We start from the raw sequence: 22699 nt of genomic DNA, 5'->3' as shown, positions 1-22699 counted from the left end.
ATTTTACAAAGTAAAGGAGGAATTTAAGCGTGCGTCTTGAATTAGGAAAGATTCATATAAAAGATATTCAATTTGCTTCAGAATCAAAAATTGAAAAAAATGTTTTATATGTCAATAAGGAAGAACTTATTAAGGAAATATGGAATGATGAAGCAATCGTATCTGTGGATCTCGAAATAGCTCGACCGGGAGAAAGCATACGTATTACTCCTGTAAAGGATGTAATTGAACCACGTGTAAAGACTGAAGGTCGTGGAGGAATATTTCCCGGTATTTTATCAAAAGTGGATACTGTAGGAGAAGGGAAAACAATAGCCCTTAAAGGTATGGCTGTAGTAACTACAGGTAAAATTGTAGGTTTCCAAGAAGGTATTATTGATATGACCGGAATTGGAGCTGAATACACACCATTCTCAAAGTTAAATAATTTAGTTGTTATTGCTGAACCGGCAGAAGGAGTAAAGCAGCATGAGCATGAGAAAGCTGTACGTTATATAGGATTTAAAGCAGCTAGATATTTGGGGGAATTGGCAAGAAATTTGGAACCGGAAGAAGTAAAAGTATATGAAACAAAACCTTTACTTGAGCAGATAGCCGAGTATCCTGATTTGCCTAAAGTGGGATATGTGTATATGCTTCAGACACAGGGTTTGTTGCATGATACTTACGTATACGGAGTAGATGCAAAACAGATAGTTCCTACACTTCTTTATCCTACAGAAATTATGGATGGAGCGATAGTAAGTGGAAATTGTGTGTCTGCATGTGATAAAAATCCTACTTACGTTCATTTGAATAACGGAGTAATAGAAGAGTTGTATGAAAAACACGGAAAGGAAATTAATTTCCTAGGTGTAATCATAACAAATGAGAATGTTTATCTGGCAGATAAAGAAAGATCATCAAATTGGACAGCGAAGTTTACAAAATATTTAGGCTTGGATGCTGCTATTGTTTCTCAAGAAGGATTCGGTAATCCTGATACCGACTTGATAATGAACTGTAAAAAAATTGAAAATGAAGGTGTAAAAACTGTTATTGTAACTGATGAGTATGCAGGACAGGATGGAGCAAGCCAAAGTCTTGCAGATGCTGATCCGAAAGCTGATGCAGTAGTAACAGGAGGAAATGCCAATCAGGTAATAGTATTACCAAAATTGGATAAAGTAATCGGACATATAGATGTGGTAAATGTAATTGCAGGAGGAAATCAAGATTCGTTGAGACAAGACGGAACTATTGAAGTGGAAATTCAGGCAATTACAGGAGCTACAAATGAAACAGGATTTGGATACTTAAGTGCAAAGACTTACTAATGCTGATGTGTAGTAAAACTAATTTTCAATTAAATAATTATAGATAATAAACAAAAAATATATAAATTAGGAGGAAAGATAATGAGTAGTCTTAAAGATAAAAAAGTAATTATTATCGGCGATAGAGACGGAATACCCGGATTAGCTATCGAAGAATGTGTAAAAACTATAGACGGAGCAGAAGTAGTATTTTCATCTACAGAATGCTTTGTCTGAACGGCTGCAGGTGCGATGGACTTAGAAAACCAAAAACGTGTTAAAGAAGCTGCCGAAAAATTCGGTGCAGAAAACGTTGTAGTTTTATTAGGTGCATCAGAAGCCGAAGCTGCTGGTCTAGCAGCTGAAACAGTAACTGTTGGAGATCCTACTTTTGCAGGGCCTTTAGCAGGAGTTGCATTAAATCTTGGTGTATACCATATTGTAGAAGAAGCGATGAAAGAACAAGTTGACCCTTCTGTTTATGAAGAACAGGTAGGAATGATGGAAATGGTATTGGATGTTGAAGAAATTTCAAAAGAAATGAAAGAAGTGCGTGGGGAGTAATCCGGTTTAGATAATTTTAAGGAGGTAATGCAAAATGTCTAAAATAAAAGTAGTACATTATATAAACCAATTCTTTGCAGGAGTTGGAGGAGAAGAAAAAGCCCATATCGAACCGGAACTTAGAAAGGAACTTCCGCCAATATCACAACAATTACAAGGACAATTAGGAGAAGATTTTGAGATAGTGGGAACGATAGTATGTGGTGACAGCTATTTCAATGAAAATCTGGAAAAAGTGCAAATTACTCTACTGGAAATGATAAAAAATCTAGAACCTCAGTTATTTATTGCAGGTCCGGCATTTAATGCAGGTCGTTATGGAGTTGCCGCAGGAACAATTACTAAACTTGTTCAGGATAAATTGCACATACCGTCTGTAACTGCTATGTATATTGAAAATCCGGGTGTGGATATGTATAAAAAAGATGTATATATTATTGAAACATCGGATAGTGCAGCAGGTATGAGAAATGCTCTGCCGAAATTGGCGAAATTTGCTCAAAAGTTGTCTAAAGGCGAAAAAATTCTTTCTCCGGGAGAAGAAGGGTATATTCCGAGAGGAGTGAGAGTGAATTTCTTTCATGAAGAAAGAGGTTCAAAGCGTGCAGTGGATATGCTTATAAAGAAAATAAAAGGTGAATCTTTTGAAACTGAATATCCGATGCCTAATTTTGACCGTGTCGAGCCTAATGCGGCAGTTAAAGATTTATCCAAGGCGAAGATCGCTTTAGTGACATCAGGAGGAATTGTACCTAAAGGGAATCCTGATCATATTGAATCCTCTTCAGCCTCAAAATATGGAGAATATTTCTTGAAGGACTTTGAGAATTTAACTGAAGAAACACATGAAACAGCTCATGGAGGATACGATCCTGTATATGCCAATTTGGATTCAGATCGTGTATTGCCGGTAGATGTATTACGTGATTTAGTAAAGGAAGGTGCAGTAGGAGAGTTACATGAAAAATTTTATACTACTGTAGGTAACGGGACGGCAGTTGCCAATGCGAAAGCATTTGCAGCGGAAATTGGTGCCAAATTAGTAGCTGATGGAGTAGATGCTGTTATTTTAACGTCTACTTGAGGTACTTGTACGCGTTGCGGAGCAACGATGGCAAAAGAAATAGAGAGAGCAGGAATACCTGTAGTTCATATGTGTACAGTTGTACCTATTTCTCTTACAGTTGGAGCAAACAGAATCGTTCCGACTATAGCGATACCTCATCCGTTGGGGAATCCAACATTAGAAAAAGAAGAAGAAAAAAAATTAAGAAGAAAATTAGTTGATAAAGCATTAAAAGCACTGACTACAGAAGTGACAAGCCAGACAGTGTTCGAAAATTAAATCTTATAATTCAGAAAGGAGATAGGGAAGGGATAGCCCTTCCCTAAATAAAAATATGAATTATCCAGTATTTAAAGGAGCAGGATATGTGCTAGTTCATACTCCGGACATGATTGAAAGCGGTTCGACATGTTCAATAGAAAAAATAACAAATCCTGATTCGGAATTTTTGCAAAATATAAAAAATCATATAAGAACATACGAAGAAGTAGTTAATTATTTGCCGAATCAAGTGTACATAGGGAAAAAAACTCCTGAAGAATTGAACACTTATCCGATGCCTTGGTATGATATAAAAGATCAGAAAGGGGATCGTTACGGAAAATTCGGTCAGATAGTTCCTCAAGATGAATTTTTAGCAATAATGAAATTATCTGATGCTTTTGATTTAGTAAAGTTGTCAGAGGAATTTATAAAAGAAGTATTACCGAAAGTAGAAAAAAATTTTAGTGAACTGTCTCATTTATTCGGACAGTTAAAAGGTTCGGATATCAGTGATATGAGCGATGCGGATCAACCACTGGTACATGACGGAAAAGTTGTGGGATATGTTAAAAGAGCCCATGATGTAGATCCTAACTTGAATTCACATGTAATGTTTGAAAATCTTGTAGTAAAAGCATCAGGTATAATATCTGCGTTGGAACTGCTAAAAGCTTCCAAAGTAAATCCTCAGGATATAGATTATGTTATAGAATGTTCAGAAGAAGCATGTGGGGATGTGAATCAGCGTGGAGGAGGAAACTTCGCCAAAGCTATAGCTGAAGCTGCCAACCTTACAAATGCCACAGGGTCTGATTTGAGAGGTTTCTGTGCGGCACCTACGCATGCGTTGATAAGTGCTGCCGCTTTAGTTAAATCAGGTGTTTATAAAAATGTTATGGTAGTTGCAGGAGGAGCAACTGCAAAACTTGGAATGAACGCTAAAGATCATGTTAAGAAAGGAATACCCGTACTGGAAGACGTACTTGGAGGATTTGCAGTTCTTATTTCGGAAAATGATGGTGTAAATCCAATAATCAGAACTGATTTAGTAGGAAAACACAATGTAGGAACAGGATCTTCTCCACAAGCTGTTATATCAGCATTGGTAACTCCGGGACTAGATAAGGCAGGATTAAAAATAACAGATGTAGATGTTTACTCCGTAGAAATGCAGAATCCTGATATAACAATGGCGGCGGGTGCAGGGAATGTACCTGAAGCAAACTATAAAATGATAGGAGCTCTGGCTGTATTACGTAAAGAAATGGAAAAAGCCAACTTGAAATCATTTATAGAAGAAAAAGGATTGCCGGGATGGGCTCCAACACAAGGACATATTCCATCGGGAGTACCTTATGTGGGATTCCTTTGTGATGATTTGACTACAGGAAATAAAAACAGAGCTATGATTGTTGGAAAAGGAAGTCTGTTCTTAGGAAGAATGACAAACTTATTTGACGGTGTATCATTCATAGCTGAAAGAAATACAGGGATGAAAGCCGAAGAAAGTTCAGTGTCTAAAGATGAAATTAAAAAGATAATAGCTGAATCAATTAAAAAACTTGCTCAGAATATTGCAGAAGAGTAGGGGTGATACAATGAGTAAAAAAATAATTTCCGAAGTGTTGTTGGAAGTAGCGGAGGCTATTGAAACAGGGAATTTCGGAGAAAAAATAAAAGTAGGAATAACAACTTTAGGTAGTGAACACGGTGTTGACAATGTTATAAAAGGAGCACAGCTGGCTAAAAATAATTTGTTTGATATAGTTTTAATAGGAAAAGGTCATAAAGATTTTAAAAGCTATGAAACCGATTCTGAAGACGAAGCACATAAAATAATGGAAGAGTTGTTGGACAAAGGAGAAATATCCTCATGTGTTACAATGCACTATAATTTTCCTATTGGAGTTTCCACAGTAGGTAGAGTAATAACTCCGGGGAAAGGAAATGAGATGTTTATAGCAACTACTACAGGTACATCGGCAACTGATAGAGTGGAAGCAATGGTAAGAAATGCGATATATGGAATAGCCACTGCAAAATCAGCCGGAATAAAACAGCCAACAGTGGGAATTATAAACATAGAAGGTGCAAGACAGACTGAAAAAGTATTGCTTGAACTTCAGAAAAACGGGTATGATTTTAAATTTACCGAATCTCAGAGAGCTGATGGAGGAGCAGTGATGAGAGGTAATGATTTATTGATGGGAACTCCTGATGTAATGGTTACTGATTCATTAACAGGAAATCTTTTTATGAAAATTTTCTCTTCATATACTACAGGAGGAGATTATGAGGCTCAGGGATACGGATATGGTCCTGGAGTAGGTGAAAATTATGACAGAAGAATATTAATTCTTTCAAGAGCTTCAGGTTCTCCTGTTGTTGCAAAAGCTTTACAATATGGTTATGAAGTAGCTTTAGGAAAAGTTAATGAAAAAGCAAGGGAAGAATATAAAAAAGCACAGAATGCAGGATTGGACAAAATTTTCTCTGAAATGAAAAATAAAAAACAGGATACAAAGCCTTCAGAGGAAATAAAGATGCCTGAGAAAGAAGTTGTAACATCTCAAATTTCAGGTGTTGATATTATGGATCTGGAAGATGCCGCAAAATTATTGTGGAAACACAACATTTATGCCGAAAGTGGAATGGGATGTACAGGTCCTATCATTTTAGTAAGTAAAGGAAATAAGGAAAAGTCTAAAGAAATTTTAAAAACTGAAGGGTTGTTATCATAATAGCCAAAAACATAAAAAAGAACCTATAAAATTAAGGTTATTATAGGTTCGGTTTTTGAATTATGATACCCTATATTTATATTATGTAAATATTTAGTTAAAAAATTAACAATATCTCTGTATGGATTTGCGGAAGTTGGAAATATTAATTATGGATACTTTGATTACACACAAATGAAAATTATAATAAATATAAATTTTACTGCAAAATAATTTTGAACTGTCGTTTTTCCATACATGAATTTAATAGAGTTTATGTAGGGAGTGAAGAATATGGGTTACGAACAGTTAGTAAATCTGATAAATACAATAAATGATTTTATTGCCAGTAATATCCTGATGTGGGGATTATTGGGAGCGGGAGCTTTTTTAAGTATTATTTTAGGATTTCCTCAAGTAACAAAATTTCCGAGAGCTTTAGGAATAGTATTTGGAGGTCTGTTTAAAAAACAGAAAAATTCCAAAGAAGGATCCATGTCATCGTTTCAGGCACTTGCCACTGCAATTGCGGCACAAGTGGGAACAGGGAATGTTGCCGGAGTTGCAACAGCCATAACAGCAGGAGGACCCGGAGCGATTTTCTGGATGTGGGTTTCAGCTTTTCTCGGAATGGGAACCATTTTTACTGAAGCTGCTTTAGCTCAGAAATATAGAACTAAAATTAATGGAGAATTAGTGGGAGGTCCGGCATATTACATATCTCACGGTTTGAAAAAAACGGGAATATTCGGTAAATTTTTGGCAGGATTTTTTGCAATATCTATAATTTTGGCATTAGGCTTTATGGGAAATGCGGTTCAGGCAAACTCCATAGCATCGGGAATTAAAGGAATAAGCGGACTGGAAAGTATAAATCCGGGAATAATAGGACTTATAGTGGCAGTTCTTGCTGCATTAATCTTTTTGGGAGGAATGCAGAGAATTGCAAAGTTTGCCGAATTGGTAGTTCCGGTTATGGCAACAGTGTATATATTTGCAAGTATTGCAGTTTTGTTTATGTTTCATGATAAAGTAATTCCTACATTTATATGGATATTACAAAGTGCTTTTACTCCTACTGCAGCGGCAGGAGGAATTTTAGGAGTAGCAGTAAAATCAGCAGTTCAAAAGGGTATTGCAAGAGGGTTGTTTTCAAATGAAGCAGGAATGGGTTCTACACCTCATGCCCATGCAGTAGCACATGTTAAACACCCGGCAGAACAGGGACTATCAGCTATAGTAGGAGTGTTTATAGATACTGTAGTTGTATGTTCTGCTACAGCTTTATCTATCCTTGTAACAGGAGCGTATAATGTTCAGGGAGCTGATGGAAAATACCTAAAGGGAGCTCAACTTACTCAGGGAGCTTTTAAAATATCCTTTGGTGAACCCGGAGCAATCTTATTGGCAGTGTGTCTTGCATTTTTTGCATTTACAACTATAATAGGATGGTATTATTTTGGTGAATCCAATATTAAATATTTATTCGGAAAATCGGCCTTACTTCCATATAGAATAATAGTAATAGTCTGTATAATAGTCGGATCATTACAGGAAGTGGAATTAGTATGGTCTTTAGCTGATATTTTCAATAGTCTTATGGTTCTTCCGAACTTAATAGCTATTGTCTGGCTATCATTTGAAGTCAGAGCATTATTAAAAGACTACAACAAGAAATATACAGAAGGAGATGTACATTACGATTATAAAGATGAATAGGTTTAAACAGTTTATTATAACTACTGATAATTTTATATCAGAAAAAAATAAACAAAAAATTATGATTATATTACTACGAGGAGGTAATATCAAATGAAACTAGAATTAGGAAAAATCAAAATAAATGACATTCAGTTTTCAGATAGAACTTATGTTGAAAATCATATTCTTTATGTGAATAAGGAAGAAGTTGAAAAACTGGTTCTGGAGGATGATAAACTTATAGGATGTAAGCTTGATATAGCAAGACCGGGAGAAAAAACAAGAATAACGCCTGTAAAAGATGTGATAGAACCTCGTGTTAAAGTAAGTGGAGGAGGAGAAATATTTCCGGGAGTAATCGGAAAAGTAAGTCCTACAGTTGGAGAAGGAAGAACACATACTCTTGACGGATGCTGTGTACTTACTGTAGGGCGTATAGTAGGTTTTCAGGAAGGTGTAATAGATATGAGCGGTCCTGCCGCAGATTACTGTCCTTTTTCGCAAACAGTAAATCTTTGTGTAGTTATAGAGCCTAAAGCAGGTTTGGAAACACATGTGTATGAAAAAGCCGGACGTATAGCGGGACTTAAAGTAGCTGCATTTTTAGGGGAAACGGCAAGAAACCTTGAGCCTGATGTTTTAGAAGTATATGAAACAAAACCTGTATTTGAACAGGCTGCTATGTATCCTGATCTTCCTAAAGTAGGGTATGTTCATATGCTGCAATCTCAAGGACTTCTGCACGACACTTATTACTATGGAGTAGATGCAAAACAATTTGTTCCTACATTTATGTATCCTACAGAAATTATGGATGGAGCGATAGTTTCAGGTAACTGTGTTGCTCCATGTGATAAAGTTACTACATATCACCATTTCCATAATCCCGTTATTGAGGACTGTTATAAGCATCATGGAAAAGACATAAATTTTATGGGAGTTATCCTGACTAATGAAAATGTCTTTCTTGCAGATAAGGAACGTCATTCGGATATGGTTGCAAAACTTGCTGAATGGATGGGTCTTGATGGAGTTATTATAACTGAAGAAGGATACGGAAACCCTGATACGGATCTTATGATGAACTGTCGTAAGGTAGAAAGAAAAGGGGTTAAAGTAGTTCTTGTAACAGATGAATTTCCAGGAAAAGATGGGAAATCTCAGTCACTTGCCGATACTTGTGAAGAAGCTACTGCACTTGCTTCATGCGGTCAGGGGAATGCTACTTTACAGTTCCCTGTTATGGATAAAGTAATAGGAACTATGGAATACATAGAAAGTCAAATCGGTGGTTGGGCCGGATGTGTTAATGAAGACGGCTCATTTGAAGCGGAAATTCAAATTATAATAGCATCTACAATAGCAAATGGATTTAATCGTCTTGCTGCAAGAGGATATTAAGGAGGATGAAAATTATGAAAAAATATAAAGTAGTACATTATATAAATCAATTTTTTGCCGGTATAGGTGGAGAAGAAAAAGCCGATCATAAACCTGAAGTAAAAGAAGGTCCGGTAGGTCCGGGAATGGCACTTCAAACTGCATTGGGCGATGAATATGAAGTAGTAGCTACAATTATATGTGGAGATAACTACTTCGGTGAAAATTTGGAAAAGGCTACTGAAACTGTTTTGGAAATGATAAAAAAATTTACTCCTGATGTCTTTGTAGCAGGACCTGCATTTAATGCGGGACGTTATGGAGTCGCTTGTGGAACTATATGTAAAGCTGTGGAAGAAAATTTAGGAATACCTGTAGTTACTGCAGCATACGAAGAAAATCCGGGAGTAGATATGTTCCGTAAAGATGTTATTATAGTTAAAACCGGAAATTCTGCAGCTGATATGAAAAAGTCCGTAGAAAATGTTGCTGCTCTTGTTAAGAAAATGGCAAAAGGTGAAGAAATATTGGGACCTTCAATTGAAGGTTATCATGAAAGAGGAATAAGAGTTAATTATTTCGCCGATGAAAGAGCTTCAGCAAGGGCAGTAAAAATGCTTGTTAAGAAAATGAAAGGTGAGGAATTTGAAACGGATCTTCCTATGCCTAAGTTTGATAGAGTAGATCCTGCAGAACCTGTTAAAGATATTAAAAAAGCTAAAATAGCTATAGTAACGTCAGGAGGAGTGGTTCCTACCGGAAACCCTGACCACATAGAATCTTCAAATGCTACTAAATTCGGTTCTTATTCTATAGAAGGAATGAGTGAATTATCGGCAAAAGATTTTACTACAATTCACGGAGGATATGATCGTCAGTTTGTTATGGAAAATCCTAATCTTGTAGTTCCTCTTGATGTATTGAGAGAAATGGAAAAAGATGGAGAATTCGGAGAACTTTACAATATTTTTTATTCCACAACAGGTACCGGGACTGCTACAGGTTCAGCTGCGAAATTCGGAACTGAAATAGGGCAGAAACTTATTGATGAACATGTAGATGCGGTTATCCTTGTAAGTACCTGAGGTACTTGTACACGTTGCGGTGCAACGATGGTAAAAGGAATTGAAAAATATGGAATACCTGTAGTTCATATGGCAACAGTAGTTCCGATTTCACTTACAATAGGTGCAAATAGAATTATTCCCGGTGTAGGAATACCTTATCCTCTTGGTGATCCTACACAAGGTGAGGAAGATTCTAAAAAAATACGTAAACGTATGGTTAGAAGAGCTCTCAAAGTATTACAGACTCCGGTTACAGAACAGACTGTTTTTGAAAAAGATGACTTTTAGAATTTTAAACTAAAATAATAGCAGGAGGAATCGATATATGGGAGAAGATAAACAGTTGGTAAACTGGAAAAGAGTCGTAATACTTGCAGGAGCAGTTATTGCGTTTACTATCGGTTCGGGATTTGCAACAGGACAGGAGATAATACAATATTACACTGCTTATGGAATGAACAGTCTCTTAGTTATTGCAGTTTTTCTGATAACATTTCTATATTACAATTTTAGCTTTGCGAAAGCAGGTTCTGAACAAAAATTTGAAAAAGCCAATGACATATATAAATATTATTGCGGAAATTACATAGGAACATTTTGTGATTATTATTCGACATTATTTTGCTATATGTCATTCTGGGTAATGGTTGGTGGAGCTGCATCGACACTTAATCAGGCATATGGATTGCCGATTTGGGTAGGAGCAACTGTACTGACTGTTATAACTGTTATAACGGTTGTAGGAGGATTAAATTCACTTGTGGATGCTATAGGTATTGTAGGTCCTATAATAGTAGTATTATGTATTACAATTGGTCTTATTACATGTATAAGAGATGGAGGAAGTATCCCAGAGGGATTGGAAATTATAAAAACTTCAGCTTATGAAGGAGGAGCAGCAGGTGAAAGCATTAAAAATGCAGGGGCAAATTGGCTTATATCAGGACTGTCCTATTCAGGATTTGTTCTTTTATGGTTTGCAAGCTTCACTTCGGCACTTGCTTCTAAAAACAGTAAAAAAGATCTTAATTATGGTATAATAGGTGGGACACTTGCAGTATGTATAGCTATAGGACTTGTTTCCTTTGCACAGATTTCAAACATAAACTTAGGCGAAAACGGTGTACATGTATGGAATGCGGCAATACCTAATCTTATACTTGCTACAAAAATTTGGAAGCCTTTTTCTGCAATATTTGCAATGGTAGTCTTTGCCGGAATATATACTACTGCTGTACCTTTACTTTATAATCCGGTATCAAGATTTTCAGAAGAAGGAACGGCAAGATTTAAAATACTTACTATATTACTTGCTTTGATAGGTTTAATAGTAGGATTATTTCTACCTTTTAGAGTTCTGGTAAATATAATATATGTTTTAAATGGTTATGTAGGAGCAGTTCTTATATTATTTATGCTTTGGAAAAATTTTAAAGATTTCATTAACAAAAAGAAGTAGTATGAGATCATTTTATAAAAAGTAAAATTTTATACTTTTAATATTGAAAAAATCCCCTGTCATACAGGTGATAGGGGAATTTTTTCAAATATAGTTGCTTTGATATTTTAAAAAGAGATTATTGAAATATAAAATATAATGTAAAGGAGACAGTATTTACATAATTATAAGTAAGAAGGAGAATATTTAATGTGGAATATAGAAAAGGTGATACTTGTTACTAATAACGATAAAGTCTATGAAAAATATAAAAATATGCTACAATGTGTCTTTGTAGAAAAATATGAGGAAGTTTTAATTAAAGTGAGAAATTTTGTTTATGACAGATATATCCTTCTGACTCATCCTCAGGCATCAAGTCTTAAACCTAATCAGACGCCTTACAGATCCGTAATGGTGTATCCTAGGAATGATGGGGAAGATAATACAAAAGACATACTCCTTATAGAAAAATGTATAGAGACTTTCAGGCAATGGCAAGATATAGCCCGTACTCCTGAAAATTATGAAAGGAAAGTAACGGAAGATTTTAAAACCATAGATTTATCGGTAATAGATAATATTATTCCACGTATAATTTAGATATAAACAATTTTATATAAAATGAAAAGTTCATACTGAGTAATAAATGATAAAACTAAATGCGGTTTGATAATTTAAAATATTGTCGACTGATCATACGGTAAAAATTCACAACAAACTAAAAGAAAAGGAGATGTGTGATTTTAATATTGTAATTTTTAAATAGATAAATCATACGAAGAGATATGAGCGAAAAAACAAAAGACAATTCAGTTTATATAATTTCGGTTTCGATTATAACTATTGTTGTGTTATGCGGTCTTGTATTTCCGAAAGGATTTGAGACGTTTGGTAATATGCTTCTGAAAGGGATAGTTCGTAATTTCGGATGGTTTTATACAATAGCAATGACATGTTTTATAGTTTTTGCTGTTTGGATAGCATATTTCAGCAAGTATAAGGATATGAAATTAGGTCCTGATGATTCCAAGCCTGAATATAGTAATATCTCGTGGTTTGCTATGCTGTTTTCTGCAGGAATGGGAATAGGACTGGTTTTTTACGGTATATATGAGCCTCTTTATCATTATGTCAATCCTGTAGGTTATGATTCAATGTCAGTAGATGCTGCAAAATTTGCTATGACTAAGTCATTCCTTCATTGGGGCTTACATCCATGGGCTAATTACAGTATATTGGGTCTGGGACTTGCATATATGCAGTTCAGAAGAAATAAGCCCGGATTGATAAGTAGCTTATTTATACCGCTTATAGGGGAAGAAAAGGCTAACGGATATATCGGGAAGCTGATTGATATATTGGCAATATTTGCTACGGCAGCGGGAATGGCAACATCTTTAGGATTGGGAACATATCAGATAAACAGTGGTCTGAATTTTATGTTTAAAGTACCTGAAAATTCTACTATACAGATAGCTATAGTAGTAATTATTACTATTATATATACATGGACAGCTGTAACAGGTATTGATAAAGGAATAAAATTAATTTCCAACCTAAATATGATTTTAGTTGTAGCACTGCTTGGACTGTCAATTATATTTGGACCGACTATTGATATACTTAATATTTTTGGAGAAAGCACAGGAAATTATTTACAGAGTTTACTATCCAATACATTTGAAATAGGTGCATTCAGTAAAACTGACTGGTATGGATTATGGACTTTGTTTTACTGGGCATGGTGGATTGCATGGGCACCATTTACAGGAACTTTCATAGCGAGAATATCAAAAGGTCGTACTATTAAGGAATTTATAAGCGGTGTACTTATTGTACCGTCAGTAGTATCATTTTTCTGGTTCTCTATTTTCGGTGCAATAGATTTCTCAATGGGAAAGGAAATTCTTGTAGAAGCTGCAAATAATGCATCGACAGCATTCTTTATTGTTATAAATAATATAACATTAGGAAATGTAATATCTGTAATAGCTATAGCTTTACTGTTTACATTCTTTATTACTTCCGCGAATTCGGCGACATTCGTTTTGGGAATGTTATCACATAACGGTGATTTGAATCCGCCTAACTCAAAGAAATTAGTATGGGGAATAGTACAGTCAGCTTTGGCATTATCATTAATGGTAGGTTCGGCAAATGGTCTTACAATGTTGCAAACGATATCCATTGTAGCGGCATTTCCATTCGCATTTATAATGCTACTGACTATAATATCAATAATGAAAGCACTAAAAGAAGATGAACAATATAATCAATTAAAATAATAATTTAGGAGGAACAGATGAAAAAATTAAGAATCCATAATTTTCATGTAGAAGATGTTGTATTTGGAGATAAGACAAAATACGAAAATAAAGTTTTATATATAAACAAGGAAGAAGCTATAAACTTTATAAAAGAAGATAAGCATATTACAAATGTAGATATAGAAATCGCAAAACCGGGAGAAGATATACGTATTGTACCTGTTAAAGAAGCTGTAGAACCTCGTGCAAGAAAAGACGGGAGAGCTACGTTTCCGGGAGTAACAGGAGAGCTTTCTCCATGCGGTGAAGGAGATCTATATGCTCTTAAAGGAGTTTCCGTACTTGGTGTAGGTATGCACTGGGGGTCATTCGGAGACGGTTTGATCGATATGTCGGGAGAAGGGCAGAAGTATACTATATACGGAGAGCTTATAAATATATGTTTAGTTGCGGATACTGACGAAGAATTTGAAAGACATGAGCAACAGAAAAAAAACAGAGCAATCAGATGGGCAAGTCATAAATTTGCTGAATATCTTGCTAAATGTGTATTGTCTGAAACGTCCAGTGATATAGAAGAATACAATTTTGAAGCTGTAAGAAACAGAAATTCAGATGTGGAAAAATTACCGAGTGTAGTACTTGTAATGCAGCCACAGTCACAAATGGAAGAAATGGGATATAATGATTTAATATATGGTTGGGATTTGAACCATTACGTACCTTCATTTGTAAATCCTAATGAAATACTTGACGGAGCTATTATATCAGGTTCATTCATGCCTGCTTCATCTAAATGGTCAACATATGATATGCAGAATTTTCCTACAATTAAAGAATTATACAATGAGCACGGTAAATCTATAAATTTCTTAGGAGTTATACTTTCAAACTTGAATGTTTCATTGGAACAGAAAGAAAGATCGGCAATTTTCGTAGCTAATTTAGCAAAAGCTTTAGGAGCTGACGGGGCTATAGTTACAGAAGAAGGATATGGAAATCCTGATACAGACTATATCAGATGTATAGTAGCACTGGAAGATGTAGGAGTTAAAGTAGTGGGTATAAGTAATGAATGTACAGGTAGAGATGGTGCGAGTCAACCGTTAGTTGTGCTTGATGAGAAAGCAAATGCACTTGTTTCTACAGGAAATGTGTCTGAACTTATAAAACTTCCTGCAGCTAAAAAAGTTATAGGAGAACTTCAATCACTGGCAAGAGACGGTTTATCAGGAGGATGGGCTCATGATGAAATACTGGGCTCAAGTGTGAAAGAAGACGGTTCTATCATTATGGAAAACAATGCTATGTTCTGCGGTGATGCTATAGCGGGTTGGTCTATAAAAACTATGAAAGAATTTTAAGATATTTAAAAAATATAAAACTCATTATATAGGAGGAAAAGAAAATATGAAAAAGGCAATTCTTTATATAAATCAATTTTTTGGAGGAATAGGAGGAGAGGACAAGGCTGATTTCAAACCTGTGTTACAGGAAGGAGTTGTGGGTCCGGGAATGGCTTTCAATGCAGCAATGAAAGAAGCTCAAATTACTCATACAATTATTTGCGGTGACAACTATATGGGGTCAAATAAAGATGAAGCAATAGCTGAGATATTGGAATTAATAAAAGATCTGGATTTTGACGTGTTTATAGCAGGACCTGCATTTCAAGCCGGAAGATATGGAGTGGCTTGTGGAAACATCTGTAAAGCAATTAAGGAAAAATATAATGTTCCTGTAGTGACTTCCATGAACGTAGAAAATCCGGGAGTGGAAATGTTTAAAAAGGAAATACCTATATTTGAAGGAGGACGTTCAGCCGCTTCTATGAAAAATGATGCTGAAGCGGTTACAAAATATATAGACAAAGTTCTTAAAAATGAAGAAACAGGAGGAGCTGAAGAAAACGGTTATTTTGCAAGAGGAATAAGACACCAGGTATGGCTTGACTCCAAAGTAAGTGCTGCTAAACGTGGTGTAGATATGCTTATCAAAAAACTTAAAGGTGAAGAGTTTCAGACTGAACTTCCTATACCTAAAAAAGATTCCGTTCCTGTTGCAGCACCTATAAAAGATTTAAAAAGTGCTAAAATTGCAGTTTTAACAACAGGAGGTATAGTTCCTGTAGATAATCCGGACAGAATACAATCCGCTTCTGCTACAAGATGGGGAAGATACGATATATCAAAAATGGATAGACTTAAATCGGGAGAATTTAAGACTATTCATGCAGGATTTGACCCTGCTGCTGCCGACAATGATCCAAATGTAATTGTACCTTTAGATGTAATGAAAGATTTATTGAAAAAAGGAGTTTACGGAAAGCTTCATGACTATTTCTACAGTACAGTAGGTACCGGAACTACTCAGGCAGAAGCTTCGAGAATGGGTAAAGAAATGTTGGAACATTTAAAAGCCGATAATGTAGACGGCGTTATAATGGTTTCCACTTGAGGTACTTGTACACGTTGCGGTGCAACGATTGTTAAAGAAATTGAAAAAGCTGGGATACCTATAGTTCAAATGTGTAACTTAGTACCGGTTGCTCTTACAGTAGGAGTAAATAAAATAGTACCTACTATATCTATTCCTTATCCTTTAGGAGATCCTGCTACATCTAAAGAAGAGCAGTATGAACTGAGAGAACACAGAGTTTCAGTGGCATTAGATGCTTTGACTAAAGAAGTAGACGGACAAACTGTATTTAAGGTATAGAAATTATACAGTAAAACAGGAAAAACTGAAACTGTTTCAAATAAAGATTTAATTTGAAATATACTATAACTGATATTTTAAAACTCCCGTTTAATCATAGTACTTTTATTCTGCTAATGATTATTCGGGAGTTTTAAAATATAATTTTTATTTTGAGAAAACTCTTCTATAAATAAGGATTTATTGGAAGAAAGCACATCATAAATAAAATAATCAGGAATAAGGAAAACGGAATAGAAAATAAAAAAACGGGTATCAGTATAGGAATTATTGTGTCGGTTCTTGCAGGAATGTGTTACGGATTTTATTCGGCATTTATTTCGGTAGGAATGAACAAGGGAATCTGGAGTGAATGGAAAGGAGTAAATACTTTACTGTCGGAATTTGCAGTTATTTACATTGTAGGAGCGCTGGGAGCTACTTTAAATGATTTGATAAGTGCAGTCTGGGCATGGATAATTATTATAAAGAAAAAGAAAAGCCGTAACTTTTTTGAATGCATCAGGTCAAAAGAAGGGAAAATCTTGTTTGCAGCAGCAATAGGAGGCCCCATTGCGGGAATAGCATATATAATCGCCTTTCAGCTTGCAGGTTTTTTAGTTATACCCATAACGGCACTGACACCGGCTACCGGTGCATTGCTTGGAAAAATAATATTGAAACAGGAATTGAATAAAAGAAAAATTTTTGGTGTGATAGTCTGCGTTTTTGCCGGACTTCTGATCGGGATGAGCAGTATTAACGGAACAGCAGGAAATAATCTGATTTTAGGATTAATTATTGCATTTATTGCTGCTTTCGGCTGGGGACTCGAAGGAATTGTTGCCGGATACAGTACAACTTTTATTGATTATGAAATAGGGATTACAGTCAGACAGACAATTTCAGGAATATTTAATTTATTTATTTTGTTACCTGTTCTCAGTTTCTTTAACGGCAGTATGACAGCGACTTTACAAATGGCAGTACAGGCAGTGACGGATACTTCATCAGTTATTTTCTTTATTATAAACGGATTTTTTACTCTTTTTGCTTTTTCGTTATGGTATAAAGGAAACTCCATATGCGGAGCTGCATTGGGAATGGCATGTAATGCTTCTTCATTTTGGGGACCGTTTTTCTGTTGGATTGTAATTAGAGTTATTATGGGAGAAGAAGGTTGGTTGCTTTCTCCGGAAGTTTGGATTGGAGCGGTTATAATGGTAATAGGAATTGGTTTTATAGCTTTAAATTCGATAGATTTATTTAAGAAGAGTTAATTTTCCTTCATTAAAAAAATTTTTCTATGTATTTTTTATGCAATAAGATTTGAATGTTGAAGGAGAGCTGAAGTATAAAGAAAATAGCTTTAAAAAACAGTACAGTTAGATTGTAATAATAGAAGTATACACTTAAATTATAATTTAAAACCCGATATTCAAATTATTTTAACGAAAAAAATATGTGAATGAACGTAAAGAGAAATCATTGTTTGAGCGAAGTGAGTTTGTAATTTTTTAGTGAACGGAGTGTTTTTGAGTTAGAAATAATTTGGGTTTGGGAGTTTTTTGGTTCAACCTTTTTACAAAAAAATGGTAATATCTTGTTAAGTTTTTTTAAAAGTGTAGAAAAAAATAGTAATAAGGAAGGGCGGCAGCGCACCCTCTCCCTCACGGAAAACTTATTTTTCAGAAGAAATTTTAATTAGCTATTCTCCATTTTCCATCGATTTTTTCAAATGTATAGGATTTAATCTGTATTTTAGTTTGTTTTACAGTTTTAAGCTTGTTTCCCAGAACTTCCCCTAAGATTTCGGAATATGCTGAAAAAACTTTTTCTGCTTCTTTTTGGGACGTTATTTTATTTTTCCATTGCTCTAAACTGTAACCTATCTTTTTTTCAACTTTTTGTTCGACAGTATTTCTTATTGTTTCGATTTCTTTTTCAGAAAGCAGACTGATATCTTTTATTTTGCTTTTTAATGTAACTTTTGCTTTTGTATTTGAAATGTATTCTATTTTTTCTATTTTTATAGAGCTTTCGACATTACTCTGTGCTATGGAATTTCCCAAAGCTACGGCAGAATTATAAAAAAATACTAAATCTCCCGTCCTTTTAAAATGTTCCAAAGAATACAGTTTTGCCATTTTTTTGATACCCTCTGTTGAAGAAAACTCAGTTACTGATTTTTCAAGCTCGGCATTTTCCTTTCTAAATGTTTCTTTTGAATAAGTTACAAGAGGACTTTTTATTATTGTATACTGTACTGAAAACCCTTGTATTGTAATTAAAATTGTTAATAAAATCAAAAATCTTTTCATAGTGATACACTCCTTTTTTTATTTACTTTTTATATATTATATTCCTAATTTTTTAAATTTTTCAATATTTTTTTTGTAAAGTGATTTATGACTGTTTTTTATTTTTTCATTTTCAATAGAAATAAATCTGAGAATATTAAATACATCTTTATTGCTGAATACTTTTTTTAAAGAAGGGTATACTAAAAAAAACTCATCAAATCCTTGTTCATAATTATTGTTTTTTAAATAAGAGTAAAATATTATTCTCTGTGAATTTATTATACCTTTTTCCTGTTCGTCAGGCGTTAAATAAAAATATTTTTCAGAAATATTGTTTTTATAGAGTTCTATTGCTTTTTGCGAATTAATAACGGCTTCTTTGTAATTTTTTTTATTATAATTAATAACGGCAGTTCCATAGTAACCTTCAGGATGTTCAGGGAATATTTGAATCATTTTTTTATATTCGGCTTCGGCTTCATTTTTCATTTCCAAAGCATTATATATTATTGCCAGTGCTTTATAACTTGGGAATACTCTTTTATTGTATGGAGCAGTTTTAATTGCTTTTTTGAAATATTCTTCAGCCTTTTTATAGTTTTCCTCTATATTGACATAGTATATCCCAAGCAGCATTAATGCGATGTAATTATTCTTATTCTTTTCTACGGATTTTAAAAGGATTTCTTCGGTATCGAGAGCAACGTAATTATTTCTTGCTATTGCCAACTGCGTATATATGTTTATATGTTTTCCAGTTTCAAGAAATTCTTTCAGTTGTTCCCCATACCATTGGTCGTCATTAGTATTTTTTCTTTCAGACGAAAAAGTCGGAATTATAAATAAAATTATCAAAATCATTTTTAATAAAGTCTTTTTCATTTTTTTCTCCTGTACATTCTTTTTAATTAAAAGGTATCTTTATAATATCAAAAATGTTTATTTTTTCTTTAATAGGGATTTTATTTTCTTCACTATATTTTAAGATTTTTCCGGTGTTTGCATCAATATTATAATTGTATCTTTTATTTTTGGTTAAAAATCTTATTTCATAAAAAAGTATTCTTTTCTCCTTTTTCAATATGAGTTTCGTTATTTTTATATCTTTTTCAGATAACCCTGAATGGGAAGTTAATATTTTTTTTACATTATAAATGGAAATTTTTATATTTGTATTGGTTATATTCATATTCAAAGTTTCTGTCGTTATTTCATCAGCTTTTGTAAGTTGAAAAAAAGATATGGTAAATATCAGCAGTAACAGGAAAAAGCTCTTTTTACTTTTCATCTTAGGAACTCCTTCTTATTTTGACTTTACTTTTTAGATTTTTAAATCTGTTTTATAAAGTGACAGTTATTTTCAAGTTATAAATAATAATTTTTACTGATTTTCCAAAATTTATAAAAATATAAATGAATATATTTTCCGACTTTTAAAAGGATTATGTGCAGTTTCGGTTTTTATATAATAAAACTGAATTAAATATAATAAATTAATAAGATATAGATTAACTGATTACTATATTTCAATATGATTTTTAAACCGATTATAAGTATGCTGTTTTTTATGTTATCAGAAGAATTATTTATATAATTATTATATCATTTTAATATTAAAATAAACTGAAATTTATAAGAATATCAAATATTTTTTTCAAATAAAGTATTTGAAAAATGTAATATCGGAATAAATATTTTTTACTGATATGCCGTATTTTCAAAATCTTCATATATTACGATTAAAAAATATGGAGGAATAATATCCTCCATTTTTATTTATTATTATTTTTTATTCTGTTTTACAAGTTCATTTACTTTTTCTTCCATTTTATCTGCAGCTTCTTCAGGTGTAAGTTTTCCCTGTCCTAACTGGTTAATAATATTAAACATTTCCGTACTCATTTTTGTATAATATTTCGGTACACCGTTAGGGAAAGGTGAAGCAACTATTTTGGATTGCTCTACTATTGAACCCGGAGTTTTGATAATACCTTCTTTTACCATCTGTTCTATTACACTTGTTCTTGTAGGAGTATTATTTATAGCTTTGTTAAGTTTAAGCTGAACATCAGATCTTGAGAACCATTCAACAAATTTTTTTGCAGCTTCTTTATTTTGAGAATAAGAAGATACACCTACTGCTTCAGTAAATGTAATAGTTTCTTTGGCAGAATCATTGATTCCCGGTACAGGAACAGTAGTAATCTGACCGACAACTTTGGATACTTTAGGATCATTTGAACTTGTGATGAAAGATGTAGGCCCTATTAGAAAAGCACCTAAAGCGTTATTAATACCTCTGAATGTGTCGATGCCCGGTGTGGACACACTGGAAGGATTTATATATCCTTTATCCAAATACATTTTTATCAATTTCAGAGCATCTAACGCACTTTCTTTATTCAAAGTATCATCAGCATTGAATATTTTCCCGTTTCTTGTATATGCTAAAGTGACAAATGATGTAGTAGTTTTTTCTTCAGCATTAAGAGGGAACTGCATAGGATATTCCACAACTTTATTTTGTTTCAGCTTATCAAAAGCTGCTTCCATTTCGACCCAGGTTTTCGGAAAATTATTGATTCCCGCTTTAGAGAACATTTCTTTGTTTATGTATGCTAATCTTAATCCGTTTGCATAAGGGACAGCATATATCTTGTTATCCACTTTGAAATAGGAAATAGACGGTATATCTTTCTGTGTAGTTTCATCCACTTCAAGAGGTTCGAGCCAGCCTGCACTTTGAAATTCACCAACCCATGACCAGTCTACTTCAATAACATCTGCTGCAGCTTTTTTTCCTGCTGCGGCAATAGAAATTTTACTTTTTGTATCATCCCATGCTGTGGGTAACACTTTAACGGTAATTCCCGTTTCAGCTTTAAATTCAGCCAACATTTCATCAGTAGGAGCTCCCCAATCGGGTATCATCAAAGTTATTTCACTCCCTTCTTTGCTTTCTGTGCTTTCTTTTTTTGTTTCTTCATTTTTTTTGGATTGGCAAGAAATGAAAAAACTCATAAGTAAAATTATTACTGTAACCAATCCTGCTTTTCTTTTTAACATTTTTTTCCTCCTTGTATAATATATTTCAGTATCTTTAAAGTCTTTACTGTGAGACTTTATATTATAAAAATATTTATAAATAAATTTAGGTTTCTATTTTATAGTATTTTTATAAAGATGGTATAATAAAATATCCTTTTGTCATAGGAAAACGCTGTCCGCTTTGCCAAGCTTTTTTTAAATTTACTTGTAAAACTGTATTTTGCTGCCACATTTTAATTTCTTTCTCAGTTTGTCCGTAAACTCTCTGGAGAATTTGAGGTATTTTGCCTTTTTCATCAAAAAAAAGAAAAGTATATCTTTTTTGAAATTGGATAATATTACTATTTTCAGGAAGAAGTGTTTTTAAATCAGGATTAAGTAACCACGAATGACATATAAAAACTGTTCCTGAAAAAGTCAATCCTTTTGATTTATAATATTCCAATGCTCTTTTGTATGAAATTTCACATAAATCAGGAAGAAGTTTTTCTCCTTCTCTGATGTGAACATTTACAAAAAGAAAATCTTTAATATTTCCTATTATAAGACGGAGCTTTTCATCTATATGCTCACATATTTCAAACTGAAGCCGTCCAAGTTTTATTACTTTCATTTCAAGGATACTGTTTATCCATTTCGCATTTTCTTCATATAAACCTATATTTCCTTTTTCTCTTTTATATTTATCCGACCAGATGGTAATATCTTTTATATTATCCTTATATATTTCATCGGATAATTTTTCTTTTTTGTATAAAAATTTTGTGTAGGTTTCGGCTTTTTTTGTAAGAAACTTATATGCGATTGTTTCATTATTGTATATTTTTTCATAATTTTTGTTATTTAATTTTGACAATTCAACGTTTCTCATTATATACACTCCTAT

Annotated in this window: 19 protein-coding genes; 14 read left to right on the top strand and 5 right to left on the bottom strand. The window is 33.6% G+C overall.

Annotation, left to right across the window (positions count from 1 at the left end; genetic code table 11):
* Positions 1–29 precede the first annotated feature (29 nt).
* From EII29_RS06230 to EII29_RS06165, 14 genes are all read left to right on the top strand, one after another.
* Positions 30–1316: a glycine/sarcosine/betaine reductase component B subunit gene (locus EII29_RS06230; RefSeq protein WP_125236675.1), complete on the top strand. Its 1287-nt coding sequence runs from the start codon at positions 30–32 to the stop codon at positions 1314–1316.
* Between the two features lie 81 nt (positions 1317–1397).
* A complete protein-coding gene (gene grdA / locus EII29_RS06225) occupies positions 1398–1859 on the top strand; it encodes a glycine/sarcosine/betaine reductase complex selenoprotein A (RefSeq protein ID WP_125236674.1) in 462 nt (153 codons plus the stop codon).
* Positions 1860–1893: 34 nt separating this feature from the next.
* Positions 1894–3204 (top strand): glycine reductase complex selenoprotein B, encoded by a 1311-nt coding sequence (grdB, locus tag EII29_RS06220; protein ID WP_125236673.1) that lies wholly within the window; start codon positions 1894–1896, stop codon positions 3202–3204.
* 55 nt (positions 3205–3259) lie between these two features.
* Complete coding sequence (gene grdC / locus EII29_RS06215) at positions 3260–4777, top strand: glycine/sarcosine/betaine reductase complex component C subunit beta (protein WP_125236672.1); 1518 nt, start codon at positions 3260–3262, stop codon at positions 4775–4777.
* A gap of 10 nt (positions 4778–4787) precedes the next feature.
* Positions 4788–5930 carry a glycine/sarcosine/betaine reductase complex component C subunit alpha gene (gene grdD / locus EII29_RS06210; protein ID WP_125236671.1) on the top strand — a complete coding sequence of 381 codons (1143 nt, stop codon included), beginning with the start codon at positions 4788–4790 and terminating at the stop codon, positions 5928–5930.
* A 273-nt stretch (positions 5931–6203) separates the two neighbouring features.
* A complete protein-coding gene (locus EII29_RS06205) occupies positions 6204–7628 on the top strand; it encodes a sodium:alanine symporter family protein (protein WP_125236670.1) in 1425 nt (474 codons plus the stop codon).
* 93 nt (positions 7629–7721) lie between these two features.
* Positions 7722–9011 carry a sarcosine reductase complex component B subunit alpha gene (gene grdG, locus EII29_RS06200; protein WP_125236669.1) on the top strand — a complete coding sequence of 430 codons (1290 nt, stop codon included), beginning with the start codon at positions 7722–7724 and terminating at the stop codon, positions 9009–9011.
* Between the two features lie 14 nt (positions 9012–9025).
* Positions 9026–10345 (top strand): sarcosine reductase complex component B subunit beta, encoded by a 1320-nt coding sequence (gene grdF / locus EII29_RS06195; protein ID WP_125236668.1) that lies wholly within the window; start codon positions 9026–9028, stop codon positions 10343–10345.
* A 37-nt stretch (positions 10346–10382) separates the two neighbouring features.
* On the top strand, positions 10383–11516 hold the full coding sequence (locus EII29_RS06190; RefSeq protein ID WP_125236667.1) for a hypothetical protein: 1134 nt from the start codon (positions 10383–10385) through the stop codon (positions 11514–11516).
* A gap of 189 nt (positions 11517–11705) precedes the next feature.
* Positions 11706–12098 carry a GrdX family protein gene (locus tag EII29_RS06185; protein WP_125236666.1) on the top strand — a complete coding sequence of 131 codons (393 nt, stop codon included), beginning with the start codon at positions 11706–11708 and terminating at the stop codon, positions 12096–12098.
* Between the two features lie 185 nt (positions 12099–12283).
* Positions 12284–13783 carry a BCCT family transporter gene (locus EII29_RS06180; protein WP_125236665.1) on the top strand — a complete coding sequence of 500 codons (1500 nt, stop codon included), beginning with the start codon at positions 12284–12286 and terminating at the stop codon, positions 13781–13783.
* A 17-nt stretch (positions 13784–13800) separates the two neighbouring features.
* A complete protein-coding gene (locus EII29_RS06175) occupies positions 13801–15129 on the top strand; it encodes a glycine/sarcosine/betaine reductase component B subunit (protein ID WP_125236664.1) in 1329 nt (442 codons plus the stop codon).
* 46 nt (positions 15130–15175) lie between these two features.
* Positions 15176–16483 (top strand): betaine reductase selenoprotein B, encoded by a 1308-nt coding sequence (gene grdH, locus EII29_RS06170; protein ID WP_125236663.1) that lies wholly within the window; start codon positions 15176–15178, stop codon positions 16481–16483.
* Positions 16484–16755: 272 nt separating this feature from the next.
* Complete coding sequence (locus EII29_RS06165; RefSeq protein ID WP_125236662.1) at positions 16756–17742, top strand: hypothetical protein; 987 nt, start codon at positions 16756–16758, stop codon at positions 17740–17742.
* A 420-nt stretch (positions 17743–18162) separates the two neighbouring features.
* On the opposite strand, the gene EII29_RS06160 is transcribed toward EII29_RS06165, so the two are convergent.
* The 5 genes from EII29_RS06160 to EII29_RS06140 form a co-directional block, all read right to left on the bottom strand.
* Positions 18163–18783 (bottom strand): hypothetical protein, encoded by a 621-nt coding sequence (locus tag EII29_RS06160; protein ID WP_125236661.1) that lies wholly within the window; start codon positions 18781–18783, stop codon positions 18163–18165.
* 36 nt (positions 18784–18819) lie between these two features.
* Entirely contained in the window at positions 18820–19647 is an 828-nt protein-coding gene (locus EII29_RS06155; RefSeq protein ID WP_125236660.1) for a M48 family metallopeptidase, read from the bottom strand.
* Between the two features lie 22 nt (positions 19648–19669).
* Positions 19670–20053, bottom strand: coding sequence for a PepSY domain-containing protein (locus EII29_RS06150; RefSeq protein ID WP_125236659.1), 384 nt, complete (start codon positions 20051–20053; stop codon positions 19670–19672).
* A 494-nt stretch (positions 20054–20547) separates the two neighbouring features.
* On the bottom strand, positions 20548–21831 hold the full coding sequence (locus tag EII29_RS06145) for an extracellular solute-binding protein (protein WP_125236658.1): 1284 nt from the start codon (positions 21829–21831) through the stop codon (positions 20548–20550).
* A 109-nt stretch (positions 21832–21940) separates the two neighbouring features.
* Complete coding sequence (locus EII29_RS06140; protein ID WP_125236657.1) at positions 21941–22684, bottom strand: hypothetical protein; 744 nt, start codon at positions 22682–22684, stop codon at positions 21941–21943.
* Positions 22685–22699 lie beyond the last annotated feature (15 nt).

The organism is Leptotrichia sp. OH3620_COT-345 (assembly GCF_003932895.1).
In the GTDB taxonomy this organism is placed as follows: domain Bacteria; phylum Fusobacteriota; class Fusobacteriia; order Fusobacteriales; family Leptotrichiaceae; genus Pseudoleptotrichia.
This window is presented reverse-complemented; position numbering and strand designations above follow the sequence as displayed.